Here is a 22840-nt window from a genome sequence, read left to right on the forward strand (position 1 = left end):
AACCTTAGTCTCCATTATTGTTTGCGAAGGAGAAAAAGCACTTGAGATGATGGATATCCATTTGCTTTTAGACCGTGACGTAGTTGAAAGGCTTTAATTGCTTTGCGAGAAGCTGTTCCGATTTTTCCATCAACATTCCCTTTGTAATAGCCCAGTGCACTTAAGCGAGATTGCAGTTCTTTGCATTCTTGGAAAGTAAGAGGTTGAAAAGGTCTTTGCCAATCATGCACCAATCCAGGATGTCCAGCGATGCGGTCAGCAAGAAGAGCAACAGCAAACGCATAACGATCTGCATTATTATAATGTTTCAGAACAAAGAAATTTTTTGTGACTAAAAATATAGGTCCTTTTGCTCCATCTGGATATTTTAATATTGCTTGTTCAGCTAATGTAGGAAGAGGATGCCCATTTGCGTGTTTTACACCTAATTTTTTCCATTGTTCAAAGGAATACCAGCCTTCAGGGAGGTTTTCCCCCTGCGGTACTTTTACCTCTACTCCCCAAATAAGATTAGATTGCCAGCCATTTTTGTGGAGAAGGTTAGCAGCAGTAGCCAGAGCATCTGGAACAGAGTTCCAGATATCACGCCGTCCATCTTGGTCCATATCAACTGCATAGGCGAGATAACTGCTTGGAATAAATTGTGTATGCCCCAATGCACCGGCCCAAGATCCAGTGAGTTGAGAGCGTTTAATTTCGCCACTTTGTAGAATTTTCATAGCAGCAATCAGCTGTGTATATGCATATTTTGCACGTTTTTTATCAGCATAGGCTAAAGTTGCAAGAGAACGAATGGTGTCACGCATTACACTTTTATTAGCTAAAACTTTCCCATAGTTGCTTTCCATTGACCAAATAGCAAGCAGAATATTGCGGTCAACACCAAAACGTTTTTCAATTTGAAGAAGCCATTTGTTCCATTTTTGAGTTTGGCGCCGTCCTTCCTCAATTGCAATATCATGGACACGATTATCGAAATAGTTCCATGAAGGAGCAACAAATTCCGGTTGGTATGCGGCACTTTTTAGAACTTCTGGATCAATTGCATTAACACCTTTAAACGCCATATGAAACGTATAAGGGGTAATATTGTGAGCAATAGCTATTTTTTTAAATTCTTTAATCCAGTGTTTAAATCCGCTATCAGCATATGAAAGGGATACAAAAAACATTAAAAAAGCAGAAAAAATAACGGCAGAGCCAGTGAGAAGAGTTCTCCAATTTATGGACTTCTCTAAAAAAGAGAAAGTCTTCAATTCTGTTTTTTGCATTTTGAAATCCCCATTAATATTCAATTTATTAGATGTGCAATAACTTTATTTTGTATTTAGTTTAATCGATAATATGATCAAGAAGGGGAGAAAACTGAAATAAATAATTCGTTTTAATCCTTTCAATAAATTCTCATACTCTTTTTTACATTTTTGATTGCCCATTATAATGATAATCAAAACAATAAGATATCTTTTTTACCATTTCGTAAAAACATATGTTAAATAAAACAAAAAATATATGAATTCATTGAGGAGGGTGAGTGTGCGTAAAATCCGGAAAGCTGTATTTCCAGTAGCAGGTCTTGGTACGCGTTTTCTTCCTGCGACAAAAACAATTCCTAAAGAAATGCTAACAGTTGTTGATAAACCTGTTATTCAATATGTTGTGGATGAGGCGAGGGAGGCTGGTATTGAGCATTTTATTTTTGTGACTGGACGTAACAAAGCAGTCATTGAGGATTATTTTGATGCGCAAGTTGAATTATACACGACACTGGCTGAATGTGGAAAGAAAGAAGATCTTGCACATTTATACCGTTTACAGCCATTACCAGGGTCAACTTCTTTCACTCGGCAACAGCAACCTTTGGGATTAGGGCATGCTCTTTGGTGTGCGCGTGAATTAGTTGCAGGGGAACCTTTTGCTTTGTTATTACCCGATATGCTGATTCAAGCCAAAAAGGGATGTCTTTCTGAGATGATTAGTCTTTATGAAAAGGTGGGCGGGGGAAATATTATTGCCGTTCAGGAATGCGATCTTGAAGAAGCACATAAATACGGTATAGTTGGCAAAGGTAAACAGATTGCAAATGGTTTTAAAATCACAAAAATGGTAGAGAAACCAGTGTTAGGAACGGCACCATCAAATTTGTACATCAATGGACGTTATATTTTGCAGCCAGAAATTTTTAATATTCTTTCCACTCAAGAACGAGGAACAGGAAATGAAATTCAATTAACAGATGCTATGATACGGCTTTCAAATGAGCAGGATTTTTGGGGTTTGCAAGTAGAAGGGCGCACTTTTGATTGCGGTTCTAAAACTGGTTTCATTGAAGCCAACGTTGCATTTTCTTTGGCACGCGCTGATATGCACAGCCATGTTTCTGCCTCATTGAAAAATTTACTGGAAACCATTAATGTTGAAAGATGATATAGATCTCTCATTTAATTTTATTGATCGAATTTGATTATGATAACACCGTCTCCTCATATGGCTTTGCAAGGTGCAGTTGCATCAGCGCTTAAAACACTTGCCAGTGAAAAGCAGGGGCTTGAAGCCCTTGAAAAATCTCTTCTGGGAACTCTTTCTTCTTCTGTTGAAGCGGCTGTTCAAACTATTAGAAAAGCTCGTGGACATGTGGTCATTACTGGTCTTGGGAAAAGTGGTCATATAGGGACAAAAATTGCAGCAACCCTAGCTTCAACTGGAACGCCTGCCTTTTTTGTTCACGCTGCAGAAGCCAATCATGGTGATCTTGGTATGATTGGATCTGATAATGTTATTCTTGCTTTATCATGGTCTGGTGAAACTCAAGAGTTAAGTGGTATCATAAGTTATGCGGCGCGTTTTCGTATCCCCCTTATTGCGATGACATCAAGTGAGTACTCTGTATTAGGACGACAAGCTGATATTGTTTTATTATTACCAAAGATAGAAGAGGCTTGCCCCCATGGTTTAGCCCCTACAACTTCAACAATTATGCAATTGGCAATGGGAGATGCATTAGCGGTTTCTCTTTTAGAAATGCGTGGTTTTACCGCAACGGATTTCAAAATATATCATCCTGGTGGTTCTCTTGGTGCAAGCCTTAAATACGTGTGTGATATTATGCATGAGGGTGATAATATGCCTTTGGTTATGCAGGGAACATCTATGACTGAAGCGATGAATGTTTTGGTGGAAAAGCATTTTGGTTGTGTTGGTGTTGTGAATCAAGAAGGCGAACTAATTGGAATTGTAACCGATGGCGATCTTGCACGTAACATGCATTTTAATTTATCAAAATTTAATGTTGACGAGGTGATGACCAAAGCTCCTAAAGTTGTAAAACCAAATACACTTGTTGGTGCAGCAACAGCTTTTATTAATGATCATCATATTGGTGCATTTTTCGTGGTTGAAGATAAAAAACCGATAGGAATTGTTCATTTTCATGATCTTTTGCGCATTGGCGCTGCTTAGATTAAAGTTTCCTATCAAATAAAATGTTATTTTAGGTTAAAATAGATTGAATGATACAAAGTAACAATTTTATTGTGAGGTGGCTTTACTGATATTTGGTGGAAGAAAATGATTATTTTATGCATTTCATAATGTTTAGAAAATTTTCAAGGTAAAAATTATATCCGTATCTTTGCGTATTTTAGAGAGGATTTTCTATCAGGAGGAGAAAGGATCACCTCCTGTTTAATGTATGTGCTCCCTCTGTTCTTAAGAGAGGCTTCCTTTGTACCTTGTCTAAGATTTCCGCTTAAGGAAAAACTGTGCTCCTGTATGCGAGGTGCAGAGAAGTTGTGTGGCATCATATGACACTGTACAATTGACTCTAGAAATTGTTCCACGGAGAATAGAGCGTATTTCAATTTCTATATTTTGGGCATTGAGATAATTATATACCCCTTCTGATAGTTTTTCTTCTGTATCTGCTGCACGCGTTTCAAAAACACCATTGTGGAAAGAAGAAATAATACCATTCTCATCAACCCATTTTCCATCAATTCCAGTTGGCATATTTGAGTTATAATATTGCGAAAAGCTACAGGCACCTAACAGCAAGGTGGTAATTGTAAGACATAAAATATGATAGGTATGTTTCATTTATTGCACTCTATTTAGATTATTTTGCTCTCTAGTTTTTATAACATTATCAAATACTCCATGAGTCAATATGAAAAATTTGATGAAAATCAATGAAAAAGCAAAAAAATGGAAAAAAATGCCTTAATGTTGTATTTAATTAACAGCTTGATGAAGTTCGTAAGTGAAACACAAGAGGTGAAATATTTCTTATGGTTTACAACAATTTTTATATTAAGCTGCTGAGTAGTCTCAAAGGAGATTATTGACATTATGGTTGGTCCTATTCTTGTTGCGAGTGAAGATTATGGAAGACGGATAGAACTTTCTGCTATGCTGCGAGGTTTTGGCTATCGTGTCATTGAAGCAGAAAATGGTCTCCGTACGATTGATCTTTTACACAGGCGTAAAAACATTGTGCTTGCACTCCTTGATGTCGTTATGAGTGATTTGAGTGTGAGCGATTTAATTAAAATGATTAGAGTTGCTGGTGTTTCTGTTCCTATTGTCGTTATAGCACAACAAGAGAATCAGAATTTACTCCAGAAAGCTTTAACAGCTGGAGCTATTGATTATTGGATCCACCCAGTAACATTATTACGCGTAAGGGTTACTTTGGATATTCTTGCTCTTATTTCTGCCTTGGAGCATGAAGTTAGAGATATTCGGCGAAAAAAAGAGAATCATTTACGGTTTTCTGATCTTTGCATAAAAAGTAGAGCTATGCAGGTAGTGTTAGAACAATCGAGACAAGCAGCAACTTCTTTACAGAATCTTTTGATAGAGGGGGAAGTTGGAACAGGACGTGAAACATTAGCTCGGATTATTCATCATGAGGGATTATTCTCGGAAGGTGTTTTTATTCGCTTTCAATGTTCAGCCATTGTTGATCCAGAAGAAGAAAATCAGCAGTGGTTTAAAGAATTCCTACCATTGGTTTCTTCTCTTGAGAAAGGGACACTTTGCCTTTGTGATATTGATCGACTTGAGCCCATACAGCAAAAACGGTTCGCTCATTACCTTAAAGAAAGGGAAAGGAATACAAAAGGAGATTTTTTCCCTTTTCGGATCATTGCTATTTCAACATCGCGTTTAAAGGATTTGGTTAAAGAGAACTTTTTTTTGCATAGTTTGTTTGAACAATTTTCTCACTTGTCTATTAGCGTCCCTGCTTTGCGAGAATTAAGGGATGATTTTCCAGAGATCACACAACGTTTGATTGATCGCATTATCACCGAAACAGGGCGATCACATGTCCATGGTTTAGCAGGATCTGCTCTTTCCTTGCTTATGCAGTATGATTGGCCTGGCAATAGAAATGAGCTTGAAAACTTTTTATTTCGTGCGATTTTACTCAGTGAAGGACCGTTATTAACTGTTCGAGATTTTCCGCAATTAATGGGAAATCCATTAATGAATGTTCCCAATATCATTGAGGGTGCTATGCAAGAAGATAATGAACAAGAATCGATAAAATTTTTGAATACAGATGGGCATGTGCGTACTTTTGCAGAGATGGAACATGATATTATCGAGAAAGCGGTCAAACATTATAAAGGACATATGAGTGAGATTGCGCGCCGCCTTCATATTGGTCGCTCTACACTTTATAGAAAAATGGAAGAATTACGAGCAATAAGAAATCAAGAACGAAAGTAAAATTCATAACAAATCTCTCTTCATGACAAGCATGAGTTTCAAAAAAATAGAGTGGATTTTGATAAAGTCCGTGGGGGGGCTTAAGAAAACAATCATTTATTGCAAAATTTATCTATAGAGGATGATTTTGTAGATTTAAAACAAATATAAATTTTATGTGACTATTTTAATCGTCTGTTTCAGTTTATACAATTTTAGTTAAGTTTATATTTATTAAAGCAGAGAGGCATTTTTAAAAACTTTTAAATACTACCGCTAAAATTTTTGTATCATCAATATTAAATTTATACTCTCTTAAGCAAGAAGTGGCATTTTATCTGCTACACGGTTAAGATAAAGTGATTAGGATTATCGTTTGCATTACTGATGATGCGATAGCTTAAAATAGAAAGTTTGTCCTCTTTGACTCTTTTACATATTGTTATTGGTTTTGTTCTCTTTTTTTTTATTGCATCTATGTTGGCAATCTACACTTATGGGCGTTTTGTGAAAAATGCTAGGGGGCAATGTTCTTATGCGTTACCTATTCAGAAAGATGAAACTAAGCTTGATCGTATCGTCAGTCAATTAGCTGAGGAAGAAAATGGATTGGGGATTGATAAAGATGCTCTTTCCCTCATTATCAGCAATTTGGATGCGTTTTGCGTTCGTGCAATAGGAGCTGCAGAGGCTGGGCGTAGCCTTGATCTGATGTATTATATTTGGGATGATGATTTAACAGGGCGTCTATTATTAAGTGAAATAGTTAAGGCAGCGGATCGGGGTGTTCGGGTACGGCTTCTTTTGGATGATATTAACGCTCAAGCACGTGATCCAGCTTATATTGCGCTAGATAAACACCCTCATATTGAGGTGAGAATGTTTAATCCAGGACGATCGCGTAAAGGTGGATTACGTCGTGGTTTAGAGATTATATTACGGGCGATTACTGTTACACGTAGAATGCATAATAAAGCTTTTATTGTTGATGGTAGGATCGCTTTTGTAGGAGGACGTAATCTTGCAGATTCTTATTTTGATGCTGGTGAAGAATCCCATTTTCGAGATTTAGATTTGATGTTAATCGGACCCTCTGTTAAAAAGGTGGAAAGTATTTTTGATGATTTTTGGAATAGTGCTGTTGTTTTGCCAATTCATACTTTGGTTGTTCCTAAAAGCGCAAGTGATCTTAGCTATTGGAAGGATAAATTACAAAAATTTCGGGATTCCAAGGTTGCAAAAGTTTATTTAGATTATGTCAAACAGCACATTAATTTTGATTGTTTTATTCAAACAGGAAGGCGGTTATTTTTAGCAGACAAAGTTGTTGTTCTTTCTGATCCTCCAGAAAAAGCATTGCGTAAAAAAGCAAGCAATTGGCTTATGAAGGCACTTTCAAAGGTTATTGGAAATGCCCAAAAAACGGTTCAGATTACGTCACCTTATTTTGTTCCTGGTAAGGTTGGAACGCAGAATTTTAGTAATTTGGTTTCAAAGGGTGTTGATGTAAAAATTCTGACGAATTCTTTAGCAGCTACTGATGTAGCACTGGTGCATGGGGGTTATGTATCGTATCGTAAGGCGTTGTTGAAAAGTGGTGTTAAGCTTTATGAATTAAAATCTGAGGGCAACACCCATGGATTACGGTTGTTTCGATCGAGTAAGGCAAGTTTACATGCCAAAGCTTTTTTAATTGATCGTAAAACAGCTTTTATTGGATCTTTAAATTTTGATCCCAGATCAGCATCATTAAATACAGAAATGGGCATTCTTTTTGAATGTGCTCCCATTACAGCAAGATTAGATTTGTTGTTTTCTGAAGAAACAACAGGAGAAATGAGTTATCATCTGCGTCTTGGTGATAATAATCGTATTTATTGGGATTTTATTGAAAATGAAAAAAAATATAGCATTGACCATGAGCCAGAAAGCAATTTTTGGCGTCGCACATTTACAAAAATAATAAGTTGGTTACCTATTGAATCACAATTGTAAATTTTTATAAACCACACTTAAAAAAAATATTTATTTTTCTTTTCATTTTGTTTGTAGCATGGCATAATTTTTTGCCAATCTACCATGTATGAGAACCGCAGTTGTATTTTAAAGCTCCTTGCGGTGTTTTATTATAAAAGGAATTTTGCTATGGCAAAGATTGTTGAAACGGGGACAGGTGCATTGGCACTGACTTTTGATGATGTACTTTTACAGCCCGGTCATTCTCTTGTTATGCCTAGTCAAGTGGATCTCAGTACGCGCATTGCAGCGGATATTAAGCTCAATTTGCCATTGCTTTCTGCTGCAATGGATACGGTAACAGAATCGCGTTTGGCAATTGCTATGGCTCAAGCTGGAGGTCTTGGAGTTATTCATCGTAATATGTCTCCTGCAGAACAGGCAGAAGAAGTCCGCCAAGTAAAAAAGTTTGAATCTGGTATGGTTGTTAATCCGGTGACAATTGGACCAGATGCAACACTTGAGGAAGCGAAATCTTTGATGCGCTCTCATGGCATTTCAGGTATTCCGGTTGTTGAAAATAGTGTTAAAGGTGAGACAGCAGGACGACTTGTTGGTATTTTGACCAATAGAGATGTTCGTTTCGCATCGGATCCAAAACAAAAAATTTATGAATTAATGACGCATGAAAATTTGATCACGGTGCGTGAAAATGTCAAACTTAATGAAGCAAAATATCTTTTACATCATCATCGTATTGAAAAATTATTAGTTGTGGATGAACAAAATCGTTGTGTCGGACTGATAACAGTTAAGGATATTGAAAAAGCAAAATTAAATCCAAATGCTGCTAAAGATTCTCAAGGGCGTTTGCGTGCTGCAGCAGCCAGTAGTGTTGGGAATGGAGGGATTGAACGTGCTGAACGCCTCATCGACGCGGGTGTTGATGTGTTGGTTATTGATACAGCGCATGGGCATTCTCAACATGTGCTAGAAACTGTTGAACGAATTAAAAAGATGGCTTCCTCTCTAGCTGTTATTGCTGGGAACGTAGCAACTGCTCAAGCAACGCAGGCATTGATTGACAGTGGTGCAGATGCGGTAAAAGTTGGTATTGGTCCTGGCTCTATTTGCACAACGCGTATTGTTGCTGGTGTCGGTGTTCCTCAACTTGCAGCCATAATGAATGCTGCAGAAGTTGCTGAAAAAGCGGGCATTCCCATCATTGCAGATGGTGGAATCAAAGCATCAGGTGATTTTGCTAAAGCTTTAGCTGGTGGGGCTTGTGCAGCGATGATTGGATCTCTTTTAGCAGGTACAGAAGAAAGTCCTGGTGAAGTTTATCTCTATCAAGGCCGATCTTTTAAAGCCTATCGTGGTATGGGATCTGTTGGTGCTATGGCACGAGGATCGGCAGATCGCTATTTTCAAGATGATGTTCGTGATGAACTTAAGTTGGTTCCTGAAGGTGTGGAGGGGCAGGTGGCTTATAAAGGTCCTATAGCATCAGTTCTACATCAGCTTGCTGGTGGACTTCGTGCTTCAATGGGATATGTTGGAGCAAAAGATCTCGTAGAGTTTCGTGAAAAAGCAACATTTGTACGTATTACGAATGCGGGACTCCATGAAAGTCATACGCATGATGTTTCTATTACACGGGAGAGTCCCAACTATCGTGGGCCAGTTTAAAGATATTTAAAGATATAAGAGCATAATGTCATATCGCATAAATTTAAATCTTCCGAGAACGAGAAAGGAAGACTGCGCTTTTTCTGTTTGTGATTTGGTGTAATAATCCCAAAAAGGAAAGAATTAGAGGTCAAAACTCTAACTCTTTCTGTTAAGACTATATGAAATAAGTTATATAAAATTAGAATTAACTTTTTGTAGTCTTCCGTCCTGTCTTTGACGCACGTTGGCGAGTGTTTGTCTGATCACTTTGGACGGATTTCTTTCCGTTGTTTGAGGGCATTGTGTTATGACGGCTTTTAGATGAAGTTGTTTTTTCATTATTATAAGTCATTATTTTCTCCTTTTAAATTGTCTGGCAGTTGCCAGTAGAGTAAAAACGGTCATGCCAAATAGTGGTTCCAAGCATTTTCTAAAAAGTTAATTTTTTGGTGAACGTAAGATAAACTTTTTTAATTTTATGAGAAGATTTTTTCTATTTTTTCAGAAGGATAGCTATAAAAGATGGGAGATATTTGATTTTTTCTGCTATTCAGATAATTCTCATAAATTTTATTTAAAGAGTTTATTTTTTTCGTAATGCATGGCGGAAATAAGGTCTTTATGGATAACTGCGTATCTTTTAGTATAAGAGGTAGAGGGATAAAAAAGTGAATGGGCAGAAGATGAAAGGAAAAATCTAGATACTCTAATATTGGATCTTATAAAAAGTATGATCAAATCATTTTAATGTTGAATGTAAATTTTTAATGGCTTTGAGAAGGTTTTATTGGCAAGAAGAAGATAATATTATTTTTTTAGATGATTTAAAATTTTATTATTTTAATGGGAGAAATGAATGCGATTAGGTGGGCGTTTGCAAGCAGCAATAGATGTTCTCAAAGAGATAGAAATGAAGCATCGCCCAGTAGGAGAAGCTTTAAAGGATTGGGGCCTTTCTCATCGCTTTGCTGGAGCAGGTGATCGCGCAGCTATTGGTACAATCGTTTATGATGTGTTAAGACGACGCTATTCTTTACAATGGCGTATGGAGAGTGATGATATCCGAGATATCGCTTTTGGTGCCTTATTAGATTCTGGAAAAATGACGCTGGAGCAAATTGACGGTGAGTTGGCAGAAGATCGGTTTGCACCGCAGTTATTAGGAGCTAAACAGCGTAAATCCTGGCAAGGTCAGCAATTAGTGGATGCTCCAGACTATATTCGTGGTGATATTCCGCAATGGTGTCAAGCGCATCTTCGTCCTTTATTTGGTGATAATTGGATCACTGAAGCGGCTGCGTTAGCAACGCGTCCTTCTTTAGACCTACGGGTAAATAATCTAAAAGCAACACCAGAAAAGGTGTTGAAAGAATTAGCAAAAACCAAACTTAAATCTTTGCCATGGTTTGGGCAAGCTTTAAGAATTGCACCGATTGAAAAGTTTAACCGTCATCCTCATATTCAAGTGGAACCAGCTTTTCAAAAAGGACACTTTGAAATACAGGATTTAGGATCTCAAATTGTTGCTCACCTTGTGGAAGCGCAAGAAAGCATGCAGGTATTAGATTATTGTGCAGGTGCTGGGGGTAAGACATTAGCTTTAGCTTCTGATATGAACAATCGTGGGCAGATTTATGCTTATGATTCAGACAAAGCTCGTTTGGCTCCTATTTTTGATCGTCTTCGACGCGCTGGTGTTCGTAATGTACAAATACGAGTGCAAAGAGAAGAATTAAAACCATTAATAGGTCAGATGGATAGAGTTCTACTAGATGCGCCATGTAGTGGGACAGGAACATGGCGTCGTCGTCCAGATGCGAAATGGCGTTTAACATTAGAACAGGTGAAACAACGCCAAACAGAACAGAGGGCTATTTTGAATGAAGCGATAGCTTATCTTAAGCCAAATGGGCGCCTAGTCTATATTACCTGTTCTCTTTTTACAGATGAAAATGAGGAACAAATTTCCCATTTCCTTCAACAACATTCTCATTTTTCTCCAATAGATATGCCAGCGCTTTGGCAGAAACATTTTAGTTTTTCTCCTGTGCAACCAGTTTTTTCAAATTATGGACTTACTTTGTCTCCGGCTACAACACAAACAGATGGGTTCTTTTTGTCTGTATTACAAAAAAAACATTGATCCATATTTTTGCATTTTTTATCATAAATTTTACGAGAATAATCTTTTTCGTAAGAAAACAGGCTTGTGAAAAGAGAAAGATTGAATCATAACTCTCATGAGTTTTCTTTTATAATTGTTGATTGGTTTTCTATGAGCATATCACATCCAGACACTGTTCTTATTATTGACTTTGGTTCACAAGTTACACAACTTATTGCACGACGGGTACGAGCAATGGGGGTATATTGTGAAATTGTTCCTTTTCAATTGGCTTTAGAAGCTGTGCGCCGCATAAATCCTAAAGCTATTATTTTATCAGGGAGTCCTTATTCCGTTATTGATGAGGGCTCTCCGCGTGCTCCAATAGAAATTTTTGAGGCGGGTGTTCCGATTCTGGGTATTTGCTATGGTGAACAAGTCATGTGTGTTCAGCTTGGAGGAAAGGTTGAAGCTGGACATGAGCGTGAATTTGGGCGTGCTTTTTTGGAAGTGCAAGAAGAGAGTGCCCTTTTTGATGGAGTGTGGAAAAAAGGTTCTCGTTATCAAGTATGGATGAGCCATGGTGACCGTGTGGCAGCTTTACCAGAAGGTTTTCGTGTCATAGGAACCTCAAACGGAGCTCCCTATGCGGCTATTGCTGATGAAAAAAGGCATTTTTATGCAGTACAGTTTCATCCTGAAGTTATCCATACACAGAATGGTACAAAACTTTTGCAAAATTTTGTTCATAAGATCTCTGCTATTAAAGGCAATTGGTCAATGGCTTCTTATCGTGAGCAGGCAATTGCTACGATACGACAAAAAGTTGGGAAAAGTCGTGTGATTTGTGGTCTTTCAGGGGGAGTGGATTCATCTGTTGTAGCGGTACTCCTTCATGAAGCTATAGGAGATCAACTGACATGTATTTTGGTAGACCATGGGCTGATGCGCAAGAATGAAGCTGAAGAAGTTCTCACGCTCTTTCGTGATCATTATAATATAGAGCTTATTCATGTTAATGCTGCCGATATATTTCTTAATGCTTTAGAAGGTGAGACAGATCCAGAAAAAAAGCGCAAAACGATTGGTCGCCTTTTTATTGAAGTTTTTGAAGAAGAAACTAAAAAAATAGGAGGTGCAGAGTTTTTAGCACAAGGAACACTTTATCCAGATGTTATTGAGAGTGTGTCTGCTATTGGTAAAACGGTAACCATTAAAAGCCATCATAATGTGGGTGGGCTACCAGAACAGATGAATATGAAACTTGTAGAACCGTTGCGTGAGCTCTTTAAGGATGAAGTTCGCTCGCTAGGGCGAGAGTTAGGGCTACCGGAGCAGTTTATTGGTCGCCATCCTTTTCCAGGTCCCGGCCTTGCAATTCGCTGTCCAGGTACTGTGACCCGTGAAAAATTAGAAATTTTACGTGAAGCAGATGCTATCTATCTTGAGGAAATCCGTAAAGCCGGTCTTTATGACGAAATTTGGCAAGCTTTTGCTGTTCTTCTTCCTGTTCAAACTGTTGGCGTGATGGGCGATGGTCGCACTTATGAATTTGTTTGTGCTCTTCGCGCCGTCACATCTGTAGATGGAATGACTGCTGATTTTTATCCCTATGATATGGCGTTTTTAAGTAAGACGGCAGCACGTATTATTAATGAAGTTAGAGGGATTAATCGTGTTGTATATGATGTAACCTCAAAGCCTCCTAGTACTATTGAATGGGAATAATTAAAATGAAGGATAAGTCTTTTTAAGAATAAAATATGACTGAGGGTTTGATATTCGAAAAGTGTAGAAAAAATCATTTAAAAATGATTGTGTATTTTCATATGATATAAGCCTTTATCTGGCAATCTGTACGTCAATATCGTTTAAAATTGAGAAGTGTGGAATTTTGCATGTCTGAGAAAAAAATTGTTGCACACCGTGGTGGAGCTCATCTTTATCCTGAAAATACCCTTTCGGCATTTAATAATGCTATAGCGTTAGGTGTTGATGAAGTTGAATGTGATGTTCATTTGCTGAAAAGCGGTGAAGTGGTTGTCTTTCACGATTTCCGTCTAGACCAATTGGTTGGAAAAAAGGGGTATATTCACGACATTGATAATGAAACACGCAAACAACTCTGCGTAAAAGGAAGCCAAGAAGCCCCCCCCTTATTAGAAGAGGTGCTTGATCTTTTAGCACCAACGAATGTTGCATTGCATCTTGAAATCAAGACATGTGGTGAAGTGGAGCGTGAAACAATATTATCCCAAAAAGCGCTTGGGCTAATAAAAAGTCGAAATTTATCAGAACGGGTTTCTGCAATTAGTTTTGATCCTTTTATCCTTCGTCCTTTTATTGAAGCAGGAATACCATCTGGTCCATGTGTTGATAATTTTGAAGGTGATATGTACCGTCATTTTTCTGAATGGAAGCAATTAGGTTATTCTGATCTAAGTTTAGATGGCTCTATTGTTTCACAGGACTTTATTGAATCAGCTCTTGAGGCTGGTTTTACTGTAGGGGTATGGACAATTAATGGAAAAGCTCGGTTATCACATTGGCTTGATATGCCTGTACATTATATTACGACAGATCAACCTGATCTCGCATTGCAATTGTGTGCACAAAGGTAAAAAATACATCAACACAAAAGAAACTATATATCCTCATAAAGCTAACGTAATGAAAGAAGAAAAATTACCTAATATATAACAATAATACATTGATTTATAATGATAATTAATAGTTTGTTCATGCGAACAAGAGACATTAATACATAAGATTCTCTTATTTCAAATCTGTTTGCAATGAATCAATCAAAATCATTCGTTTGCACATTATAAACAGGGTTGGTGTGTGGATAAAAATTATTGAGAAAAGAATAAAAATATTCATTTAACGTATTTTAAATGCAAGACTTTTTGAAGCATTCGGGTCTCATATGATGGTGTCGTTTTGCACTTTTATGAAGTGTAAAAATGATGGTATACAAAAAGTCTTATATACTTTAGTGGAGAGGCTTTGTGGCTTATTTTATAGGCGCTATCATGAAATTTAGATGTATTGAAAGATTTTTTAACAGCATGGAAATTGGTAATACAGTATCATTTTGTTTTGCGTGAGGGGTGTAATCTCGCTACAGGGAAGGAGACTATTAAGCGCTTAAAAATGATTTTCTTAATTGTAAGAAAAATACTATTTATCTCTTCGTTAAATTCAGTAGCAATATCGTGTTAAAGTTATAAGCCGAAGGTTATAAGACAAATAATAAAAGAATGAATAATTCTTTTTAAAAAAATAAATTCAGATATTAAAATAGTCATTGAGTGACATTTACGATCTATATCTTTTTACCAATTGACTTTGCTTATTAAAGCCATTTCACTTTTTTCAGATAGTTACAAACGCGTATCTCGTTAATACATAAGAAAGCTTATAAAAGAAAATGAATAAATTTAAACAAATTCATTTGACCTTTTGGTGGTTCCTGTTTAAATGAGAGAATATATTTCTGAAATAAAACTGTCATAGCATGTTCATGTGTAATACTATAAATTTAGGGGTATTCTGTATTCCATCACTTCAGAAAGGGTGAACCATGAGTCGTTTTTATCTTTCCATAGCGGCCACGGTTGCTATCATAATGTCAACAGCGGGAATAACAGCAAGTTTTGCGCAGACAAAAATCAGCTTTTGGCATTCTATGAGTGGTGAATTAGGAAAGCAAACTGAAAGTCTCATTAACGATTTTAATGCAAGTCAATCTGAGTATAAAGTTGTTTCGTCATTTCGTGGCGAATATGAAGAGGGGTTGATTTCACTCATTGCAGCATTTCGTGGAAAGAAACAGCCAGTGCTTGCTCAAATTTATGACGTTGGTACTGGAACTCTGATGGCTGCAAAAGGCGCAATCTACCCATTTTATCAACTTATGGCTGATACAAAACAAGAATTTGATCTTACAGATTATTTCCCTGCTATTAGTGGTTATTACTCCGATGAACAGGGACGTATCGTCTCTATGCCATTCAATATTTCAACACCCATCCTTTATTATAACAAAGATATCTTTAAAAAAGCAGGGCTTGATCCAGAACAGCCTCCTAAAACGTGGCAAGATATAGAAGAATTTTCCAAAAAAATTCTTGAGACTAAAGCGGCAACTTGTGGTTTTACAATGGCTTATGCCGCTCAATGGATTGGTATAGAAAATTTTTCAGCGTTGCATAATGTTCCTTTTGGAACGAAGGAAAATGGCTTTAAAGGACTTGATTCAGAACTTACATTTAATGGACCTTTACAAGTGCGTATGTGGACTGACCTGAAAAAGTGGTCTGATCAAGGTATTTTCCGTTATGGTGGTCCAGCAGGTGCATTAGATTCAACACCAATGTTTATGGCACAAAATTGTGCAATTTTTATGCAATCTTCAGGATCACATGCTGGAATTGTTTCTGAAGCTCAGTTTAATGTGGGGGTTGGTATGCTACCTTACTATAAGGATACAGAAGGAGCACCACAAAATTCAGTTATTGGGGGCGCTTCTATTTGGGCGTTTAAGGGACATACCCCAAAGGAATATGCAGGGGCAGCTGCTTTTCTTAAATTTCTTTCAAAAACAGAAAATCAAGCAAAATGGCATCAGGAAACAGGTTATCTTCCAACCACAAAAACGACTTATGAATTGAGCAAAAAACAACATTTCTATGAAAAAACGCCAGGTGCGGATATAGCTATCAAACAGATTAATCTTAATCCACCAACAGTTAACTCGAAGGGGATAAGATTTGGTAATTTACCACAAATCCGTGCCATTCTTGATCAAGAGTTGGAAGCTGTTCTTAGTGGTTCAAAAACACCGAAAGATGGTTTAGATGAGACCGTTGAACGTGGAAATAAACTCTTGCGTGAATTTGAAAAGTCTAATCATTAATTTCGTTTTATTGTTAAACATTAAAGACTCAACAAAAACAGTTGAGTCCTTTTTGTTTACCTTTTTAAAGTCTCTACATTTAAAGAGCCCTACGAATGCAAGAAAAACAAGCATATTTTAAAAATAGTCTACTTTCTTACGGACTGCTTTTTCCTCAGCTTCTTGTGACTTTTTTGTTTTTCTTTTGGCCTGCTGCTCAGGCAATAAAATCATCTTTTGAGCGTGAAGACCCTTTTGGTTTTACAACAACCTTTATTGGTTTTGAAAATTATCTAACCGTTCTTTCTGATCCTACTTATCGGCAATCACTTCTTACAACCGCAGTATTTTCCATCTCCGTTACTGTCGCTTCAATGACAATATCACTTCTCTTAGCTGTTTGTGTTGATCGTGTCATCCGTGCAAAAAAGGCGTATACAATGCTTTTGCTCTGGCCCTATGCTGTTGCTCCAGTATTGGCAGGTATATTGTGGCTGTTTATCTTTCATCCCACCATCGGAATTATCCCTTTTCTACTCGAGAAAATAGGGGTGCTATGGAATTATCGTATTAATGGCACTCAAGCAATGATTCTTATTGTCATTGCGGCTAGTTGGAAACAAATTTCTTACAATTTTCTCTTTTTTCTTACAGGTCTTCAGTCTGTTCCGCGTTCTCAAATAGAAGCAGCCGCCATTGATGGTGCTGGTCCCTTTAAACGATTTTGGACAGTGGTCTTTCCGCAAATTTCACCAACGACGTTTTTCCTTCTTATTGTCAATGTCAATTATGTTATGTTTGATACTTTTGGTATTATTGATAATACAACTTCTGGAGGTCCTGCGCGTGCAACGAGCATCCTCGTCTATAAAGTATATGACGATGGCTTTAGAAATCAAATAATCGGTGCATCAGCAGCACAATCAACAATATTGATGTTGATGGTTATTGTCTTAACGTTTATCCAGTTTCGCTGGATTGAGCGCCGTGTACAATATTAGGAAGTAAATTATGGTTGAAAATCGCCCTGTTTTGAAATTTCTAACCCATATTACTCTCATTATTGGCATTATCATTATTTTCTTTCCAGTTTATGTTGCTATCATTGCATCAACCCATAGTTCAGCAGCATTCAACTCAGGAACACTTCCTCTTTTACCTGGGAAGTATGCTTTGGAAAATTATAAAACAATCTTTGGTGATGGCCTCGCACAACTCGGTCTTCCCAACCTCTGGCCACTCTTAATGAATTCACTCATTATGGCTCTTGGGATTAGTATTGGGAAAATTATTATTTCACTTTTGTCTGCTTATGCAATTGTTTATATGCGTTTTCCTTTCCGAAAAACTGCTTTTGTTCTTATTTTTGTTACATTGATGCTCCCTGTCGAAGTTCGTATTCTTCCAACCTATGAGGTTGTTGCAAAATTGGGGATGATCGACACCTATAGTGGAATGATTATTCCACTTATTGCATCTGCAACCGCTACATTTTTATTTCGCCAGTTTTTTCTGACTATTCCAGATGAACTCTTAGAGGCGGCACGTGTTGATGGTGCAGGTCCAGTTAAATTTTTTAAGGATATTCTTCTTCCTCTCAGCAAAAGCAATATCGCTGCTTTATTTATCATTATGTTTATTTATGGATGGATACAATATCTCTGGCCTCTTATCATCACAACGGATCAAAAGCATCAAACGATCCTTATTATTTTAAAACAGCTTATTGTCGAATCACTTCAACATGATCCTCAATGGAATATACTCATGGCAGTATCGGTTGTTGCCATGGTTCCCCCTGTTCTTGTTGTTATCTTCATGCAACGGCTTTTTATCAAAGGCCTTATTGAAACGGAGAAGTAATTATGGCCATAATCCAGTTATCAAATATAAAAAAACGGTATGACAACGGCATTCTGGTCATTGATGATTTAAACTTAACTGTTGCTGATAAAGAACTTCTTGTTCTTGTCGGTCCTTCAGGGTGTGGGAAATCAACCTTATTGCGTATTATAGCAGGACTTGAACAAGTTACTTCAGGTGAATTATGTATTGATAACGAACGCATCAATGATCGTGAACCAGCTGATCGTGATATTGCTATGGTTTTTCAAAATTATGCTCTTTATCCCCATATGACAGTTCGTGGAAATTTAGAATATGGTCTTAAAAATCGTAAAACCCCTAAAGAAGAAATTAAAAAACGCATCGCACATGCTGCAAAACTTTTGGAGATAGAACCATTTCTTGATCGTAAACCACGACAATTATCAGGAGGACAACGTCAGCGTGTTGCAATGGGGCGTGTGATTGTACGTCAACCCCGTGTTTTTCTCTTTGATGAACCTCTTTCAAATCTTGATGCAAAATTACGGGCGCAAATGTGTATTGAAATAAAAACACTACAGCGTTCATTAGGAACAACCAGCCTCTATGTTACCCATGATCAACTAGAAGCTATGACATTAGCTGATAGAATAGTCGTTTTGAATAAAGGAGCTATCGAGCAAATTGGAACACCAATGGAAATTTACGACACTCCAGCAACAACATTTGTTGCTGATTTTATTGGTTCTCCTCCTATGAATTTTCTTGATCGCCATGTCTTAGAACAACATTTAGGGCATTCATTGTCTTATGGCGAAGAAACTGATCTTTTAGCATTCAGACCTGAAATAATCTTATTAGGCGAACATCCAGATAAAGGACCTGTCTTTCACACAAAAATTGAGCTTATCAAGCCTATTGGAACAGGTTGCCATGTTTTAACGCGCTGGAATGATATCATCTTTACGATTGAAATAAAAGAACGCTTGACACACGACTATGGTCAAAAACTAAGTTTTACTGTCGCTCATCAGAATTTTCATACTTTTAATAAAAACACTGGAAAGCGCACAAATAATAAGTAAGCATTAATTGATGTGACACGACTTTCTTTTATGTTGCGTCATGATAATGTTGTGTTTTGACTTTCTCGATTACATTTACAAAATCAGGTTGTACCCGATGTGATTAAAAACAAAATTTTAAAAGTTTTGGTAATGATCTATTGTTCCATGGCGCTGAGAGTGTCAAAATATTTATATGAAGAAAATTTGCATTTTCACGGTCTGTAAGAAGAATATTATTTTCAAACCTCAAACATAATAAAATCATTTTCATTATAAAAAATATCAATATAAAATAACCATTCATTAACCATATGTTTCTTGATGTAATAATTTATGTATCTTATAAAAAGTAAATGAGGGAAATAGAGGGAACCAATAATTCACAGATGAGAGGGGATGCGCCCCATATCTTAGCTCTGATCCCTAACATAAGAAGTCTATTTGATCCAAAAAATACGACGCTGTTCTAAATAGCCTGTACGAGAATAGGCATATTTTATTTTACCGCTGACCATATGATCTTAAATGGTTTCAGAGCTTCTATAAGAAGCTTTTATTTTTTCTCATGTAAATCACTATGCAATTTTCAGCTAGGGTATCTGGTCAGTTGCAAAAGAAATCACTGAGAGATAGAAGGCGCGCTTGTTTTAAAATTTTCATTACTTTTAATGATAAAAGCAGATGAAACACATCTGTAACATCCCATCAAATTTTCTATATTCTTGAGTTAAAAAATTGCCTATAGATCATCCTTAGACAGATCTTTATGAATATGACATAAGGGATTGGTGCGAATACCTATAAGAATTAGCAGGGACAAAGACAGTTATCTTGTTGTTTTGCAAAGCATTTTATAAAAGCTGATATATTTTTTTAATATATTGCCAGTATATTAATGGTTTTATGATATTGCATTCTTATAAAGTGCGTACTTTTTTGTTGCTTATAAACCAACCTAAACTTTATACAACAGTATGTTTGAGACAAATATGAAGACGGTTCAGTGCTGTATTCAGTTTTTTATCTCTTTTGTAGAAGATCTTAATGTTTTGTGATGGCATCAATGATGGTATTCACATTATGTTCCATCATATCGAGATAAGTTGCTGCGGGGCCATTTTTATTTGACAATGCATCAGAATAAAGTGTCCCACCAATTTTCAAACCTGTTTCTTTTGCAATCTGTTTTATGAGACGGGGATTAGAGATATTTTCAACGAATAGTGCAGCTGCTTTATTCGCCTTAATTTGTTTGATAAGTTTAGCAACATCGGCTGCGGTTGCTTCAGCTTCTGTTGAAGCACTTTGAGGGGCGAGGATAGTAAAACCGTATTCTTTTGCAAAATAGCCAAAGGCGTCATGAGATGTGATAATGATACGTTTATCTTTAGGGATGGTAGTAATTTTTGTTTTCAGGGTATCTTGTGCTATTTTAAGTTTTTGGATGTAGGTTTCGGCATTTTTTTTGTAGCTTGTGCAGGATTGTGGATCGATTTTACAAAAAGCAGCAGCGATATTCTTCACATAGATTTTGACATTGGGAATTGTTTGCCAAGCATGTGGATCAATAACGCTGTGGTGATGATGGGCGTTATGTTCTTGATTTTTCATTTTGAGGGAGGGAATGTTAGCGCTAACTTTGACAAGAAGTGCTTTTGTACCGCTTGCTGTAATGAGGCGATCAATGAATCCTTCTAAATGAAGTCCGTTGATGAAAATAATTTGAGCATTTCTAAGAGCTTGAACATCATGGGGGGTAGGTTCATAAGTGTGGGTATTTGCATTGGGACCTACAAAAGTGGTCATAGAGATATGGTTGTCTCCTACATTTTTTACGAGATCTGCGAGAATAGAAAAGCTCGCAACAACTTTGATTTTATTGTTTGCAGAAGCAGAAAATGGAGAAAAAGAAAGCAATAAAGCTCCAAGAAGAACAAATTTTTGAGCAAACTTAGGCACATTTTTTTCCTTAAAGTGAGGAGGTATAAAAGAGGTGGGGAAACCATGTTACAATAAGTCCACGTGGACTTATCAAGCAGGAAAAAAGATAAATAAATCCTGCGGCAATGATGATCGCAGGGCCGGAGGGAAGTGAAAGATGAAAAGAAAGCAGGAGACCACATACGCTAGAAATGATTCCAAAAAGAGTGGAAAGTGCGCAAATAGGGCCTAGCCGTGAAAACCAAAAACGGGCTGTAATAGCTGGAATCATCATAATGCCAACGGAAAGTAATGTTCCTAGTGATTGAAATCCTCCAACCAGATTCAACACCACAAGTCCAAGCAATGAAATATGAATATATTTACTCAATGGAGAGAGTGATTTAAAAAAGAGGGGGTCAAAGCTTTCTAAAACGAGTGCACGCCAAAAAATACAAAGGCTGCATAGTGTAATCAGCATTATAGTAGTGATTAACCAGAGGGCTTGTGCATCAAGTGCAAGAACCGATCCGAATAAGAGATGAAGCAGCTCAATTGTTGAGTCTTTTAGTGAGATAATAATGACACCTGCCGCGAGTGCAATAAGATAAAAGACAGTCATGGATGCATCTTCTTTCTGAAAGCTATTTCGTGAAATTAAAATGGTTGCTAAAGCGACAATAATACCAGCGAAGATGCCACCAAGTGTCATAGATATGAGGGAAAAGCCACAAATCAGAAAAGCAGTTGCAACACCAGGAAGAATGGCATGAGAGATAGCATCTCCTGTCAAGCTCATTCCACGGAGCATCAAAAATACACCAACAGGACAAGCGCTAATAGACAGGAAAATAGAACCGATAAGGGCGTTTTGCATAAATTGGAAATCAACAAAGGGAGCAAGAAAAAATGCATACACGTCTTATAACCTAAGAAAGAGAGGATCATTGATGGGAAGATTTTGTTTTTGTGCGCTAATAGGAAAAGAATTGGATGTGAGAGGTGGCATAACGTGATGAATAGTGTTGTTTAAAAACTGTGTTGTTTCTCCATAAAAGGCGTTTTGTTGATTAATTTGAATCATTTGGGGGAAAAATTCTTGCACGATGAGAGGGTTATGGAGTGCTGTGAGAACTGTGCGTCCTTGCTGTTGCCAGTATGTGATCAGTGCAAGAAGATCTTTTTGGGTCTTATGATCTACACCATTGAAAGGTTCATCAAGCAAAATAATATTGGCATCTTGCACAATGATACGTGCAAAAAGAGCGCGTTGTAATTGCCCGCCTGATAATGTTTCAAGCGAACGGGGTGCGAGTTCTGTAAGCCCAACCATTTCAAGCGCATTTTGAATCTTAGAATCATAAGGGCGCTGGCTTTTCCATAATCCACAAAAAGACCACAGCCCTGTTTTTACAAGCGTTTTCACATCAATTGGAAATGTTTGATCTACATCACATTGCTGAGAAAGATAAGCAATGCGGCTTTTTTTTGGTTTTGTAATTTTTCCCTTAAGAGGTTTAATCAATCCGGCGATGGCTTTTAGCAGTGTCGATTTTCCAGCGCCATTATCACCTGTTATTGCGACCAATGAACCAGCTTTTAACTTCGCTGAAAAGTTCTTTATTGCTATTCTATTTCCATAGCCTAATGTTGTCTTATTGAAGTGCAGATCCATATTTTTTA

The 22840-nt window shown here is 37.2% G+C and carries 18 protein-coding genes; 12 read left to right on the top strand and 6 right to left on the bottom strand.

The genetic code is table 11. From position 1 onward, the window contains the following. Positions 1–14: 14 nt before the first annotated feature. Complete coding sequence (locus ACFIKJ_RS03180) at positions 15–1271, bottom strand: lytic murein transglycosylase (RefSeq protein ID WP_375626705.1); 1257 nt, start codon at positions 1269–1271, stop codon at positions 15–17. 265 nt (positions 1272–1536) lie between these two features. Here ACFIKJ_RS03180 and ACFIKJ_RS03185 point away from each other — a divergent pair, with 265 nt between their 5' ends. Next, on the top strand, positions 1537–2427 hold the full coding sequence (locus ACFIKJ_RS03185; protein ID WP_375626707.1) for a UTP--glucose-1-phosphate uridylyltransferase: 891 nt from the start codon (positions 1537–1539) through the stop codon (positions 2425–2427). Between the two features lie 39 nt (positions 2428–2466). Further along, complete coding sequence (locus ACFIKJ_RS03190; RefSeq protein ID WP_375626709.1) at positions 2467–3459, top strand: SIS domain-containing protein; 993 nt, start codon at positions 2467–2469, stop codon at positions 3457–3459. A gap of 276 nt (positions 3460–3735) precedes the next feature. Here ACFIKJ_RS03190 and ACFIKJ_RS03195 read toward each other — a convergent pair whose 3' ends face one another. After that, positions 3736–4095 carry a hypothetical protein gene (locus tag ACFIKJ_RS03195; protein WP_375625583.1) on the bottom strand — a complete coding sequence of 120 codons (360 nt, stop codon included), beginning with the start codon at positions 4093–4095 and terminating at the stop codon, positions 3736–3738. 252 nt (positions 4096–4347) lie between these two features. On the opposite strand from ACFIKJ_RS03195, the gene ACFIKJ_RS03200 reads away from it, so the two are divergent. The 3 genes from ACFIKJ_RS03200 (at position 4348) to guaB (ending at position 9357) form a co-directional block, all read left to right on the top strand. Then, positions 4348–5733, top strand: a complete 1386-nt coding sequence (locus ACFIKJ_RS03200; protein WP_375625584.1) for a sigma-54-dependent transcriptional regulator — start codon at positions 4348–4350, stop codon at positions 5731–5733. 402 nt (positions 5734–6135) lie between these two features. Further along, the gene (locus ACFIKJ_RS03205) at positions 6136–7707 is read left to right on the top strand and encodes a phospholipase D family protein (protein ID WP_375625585.1); all 1572 of its coding nucleotides are present in this window, start codon (positions 6136–6138) and stop codon (positions 7705–7707) included. Positions 7708–7857: 150 nt separating this feature from the next. Further along, a complete protein-coding gene (gene guaB, locus ACFIKJ_RS03210; RefSeq protein ID WP_375626712.1) occupies positions 7858–9357 on the top strand; it encodes an IMP dehydrogenase in 1500 nt (499 codons plus the stop codon). A gap of 187 nt (positions 9358–9544) precedes the next feature. Here the strand turns inward: guaB and ACFIKJ_RS03215 are convergent, their stop codons facing one another. Then, complete coding sequence (locus ACFIKJ_RS03215; RefSeq protein ID WP_169728634.1) at positions 9545–9691, bottom strand: hypothetical protein; 147 nt, start codon at positions 9689–9691, stop codon at positions 9545–9547. 504 nt (positions 9692–10195) lie between these two features. Here ACFIKJ_RS03215 and ACFIKJ_RS03220 point away from each other — a divergent pair. The 7 genes from ACFIKJ_RS03220 to ACFIKJ_RS03250 all read left to right on the top strand — a co-directional run bounded on the left by ACFIKJ_RS03220 (position 10196) and on the right by ACFIKJ_RS03250 (position 19255). Next, entirely contained in the window at positions 10196–11482 is a 1287-nt protein-coding gene (locus ACFIKJ_RS03220) for an RsmB/NOP family class I SAM-dependent RNA methyltransferase (protein WP_375670252.1), read from the top strand. A gap of 132 nt (positions 11483–11614) precedes the next feature. Then, positions 11615–13171 carry a glutamine-hydrolyzing GMP synthase gene (gene guaA / locus ACFIKJ_RS03225; RefSeq protein WP_375670253.1) on the top strand — a complete coding sequence of 519 codons (1557 nt, stop codon included), beginning with the start codon at positions 11615–11617 and terminating at the stop codon, positions 13169–13171. Positions 13172–13341: 170 nt separating this feature from the next. Continuing rightward, complete coding sequence (locus ACFIKJ_RS03230) at positions 13342–14064, top strand: glycerophosphodiester phosphodiesterase (protein WP_375670254.1); 723 nt, start codon at positions 13342–13344, stop codon at positions 14062–14064. Positions 14065–15029: 965 nt separating this feature from the next. Next, positions 15030–16364 carry a sn-glycerol-3-phosphate ABC transporter substrate-binding protein UgpB gene (gene ugpB, locus ACFIKJ_RS03235; protein WP_375670255.1) on the top strand — a complete coding sequence of 445 codons (1335 nt, stop codon included), beginning with the start codon at positions 15030–15032 and terminating at the stop codon, positions 16362–16364. A 95-nt stretch (positions 16365–16459) separates the two neighbouring features. Continuing rightward, positions 16460–17344, top strand: coding sequence for a sn-glycerol-3-phosphate ABC transporter permease UgpA (ugpA, locus tag ACFIKJ_RS03240; RefSeq protein WP_273790614.1), 885 nt, complete (start codon positions 16460–16462; stop codon positions 17342–17344). 10 nt (positions 17345–17354) lie between these two features. Further along, positions 17355–18206, top strand: a complete 852-nt coding sequence (ugpE, locus tag ACFIKJ_RS03245) for a sn-glycerol-3-phosphate ABC transporter permease UgpE (protein ID WP_375626720.1) — start codon at positions 17355–17357, stop codon at positions 18204–18206. Positions 18207–18208: 2 nt separating this feature from the next. Next, entirely contained in the window at positions 18209–19255 is a 1047-nt protein-coding gene (locus tag ACFIKJ_RS03250; RefSeq protein ID WP_375626722.1) for a sn-glycerol-3-phosphate import ATP-binding protein UgpC, read from the top strand. Between the two features lie 1023 nt (positions 19256–20278). On the opposite strand, the gene ACFIKJ_RS03255 is transcribed toward ACFIKJ_RS03250, so the two are convergent. The 3 genes from ACFIKJ_RS03255 to ACFIKJ_RS03265 are packed head-to-tail and all read right to left on the bottom strand — an operon-like array spanning position 20279 to position 22832. Further along, the gene (locus ACFIKJ_RS03255) at positions 20279–21196 is read right to left on the bottom strand and encodes a metal ABC transporter solute-binding protein, Zn/Mn family (RefSeq protein ID WP_375625593.1); all 918 of its coding nucleotides are present in this window, start codon (positions 21194–21196) and stop codon (positions 20279–20281) included. Positions 21197–21206: 10 nt separating this feature from the next. After that, a complete protein-coding gene (locus tag ACFIKJ_RS03260) occupies positions 21207–22076 on the bottom strand; it encodes a metal ABC transporter permease (protein WP_375625594.1) in 870 nt (289 codons plus the stop codon). 3 nt (positions 22077–22079) lie between these two features. Beyond that, positions 22080–22832: an ABC transporter ATP-binding protein gene (locus ACFIKJ_RS03265; RefSeq protein WP_375626724.1), complete on the bottom strand. Its 753-nt coding sequence runs from the start codon at positions 22830–22832 to the stop codon at positions 22080–22082. Positions 22833–22840: the final 8 nt, after the last annotated feature.

This window comes from Bartonella sp. PS7NMGDW (genome assembly GCF_042193585.1).
GTDB lineage: Bacteria > Pseudomonadota > Alphaproteobacteria > Rhizobiales > Rhizobiaceae > Bartonella > Bartonella grahamii.

Bases quoted from the DNA above. Each gene is read 5' to 3' on its own strand.
- ugpA (WP_273790614.1), top strand. From the start codon at position 16,460: ATGCAAGAAAAACAAGCATATTTTAAAAATAGTCTACTTTCTTACGGA.
- guaA (WP_375670253.1), top strand. From the start codon at position 11,615: ATGAGCATATCACATCCAGACACTGTTCTTATTATTGACTTTGGTTCA.
- guaB (WP_375626712.1), top strand. From the start codon at position 7,858: ATGGCAAAGATTGTTGAAACGGGGACAGGTGCATTGGCACTGACTTTT.
- ACFIKJ_RS03180 (WP_375626705.1), bottom strand. From the start codon at position 1,271: ATGCAAAAAACAGAATTGAAGACTTTCTCTTTTTTAGAGAAGTCCATA.
- ACFIKJ_RS03265 (WP_375626724.1), bottom strand. From the start codon at position 22,832: ATGGATCTGCACTTCAATAAGACAACATTAGGCTATGGAAATAGAATA.
- ACFIKJ_RS03190 (WP_375626709.1), top strand. From the start codon at position 2,467: ATGATAACACCGTCTCCTCATATGGCTTTGCAAGGTGCAGTTGCATCA.
- ACFIKJ_RS03250 (WP_375626722.1), top strand. From the start codon at position 18,209: ATGGCCATAATCCAGTTATCAAATATAAAAAAACGGTATGACAACGGC.
- ACFIKJ_RS03230 (WP_375670254.1), top strand. From the start codon at position 13,342: ATGTCTGAGAAAAAAATTGTTGCACACCGTGGTGGAGCTCATCTTTAT.
- ugpE (WP_375626720.1), top strand. From the start codon at position 17,355: ATGGTTGAAAATCGCCCTGTTTTGAAATTTCTAACCCATATTACTCTC.
- ACFIKJ_RS03195 (WP_375625583.1), bottom strand. From the start codon at position 4,095: ATGAAACATACCTATCATATTTTATGTCTTACAATTACCACCTTGCTG.
- ACFIKJ_RS03220 (WP_375670252.1), top strand. From the start codon at position 10,196: ATGCGATTAGGTGGGCGTTTGCAAGCAGCAATAGATGTTCTCAAAGAG.
- ACFIKJ_RS03215 (WP_169728634.1), bottom strand. From the start codon at position 9,691: ATGACTTATAATAATGAAAAAACAACTTCATCTAAAAGCCGTCATAAC.
- ugpB (WP_375670255.1), top strand. From the start codon at position 15,030: ATGAGTCGTTTTTATCTTTCCATAGCGGCCACGGTTGCTATCATAATG.
- ACFIKJ_RS03200 (WP_375625584.1), top strand. From the start codon at position 4,348: ATGGTTGGTCCTATTCTTGTTGCGAGTGAAGATTATGGAAGACGGATA.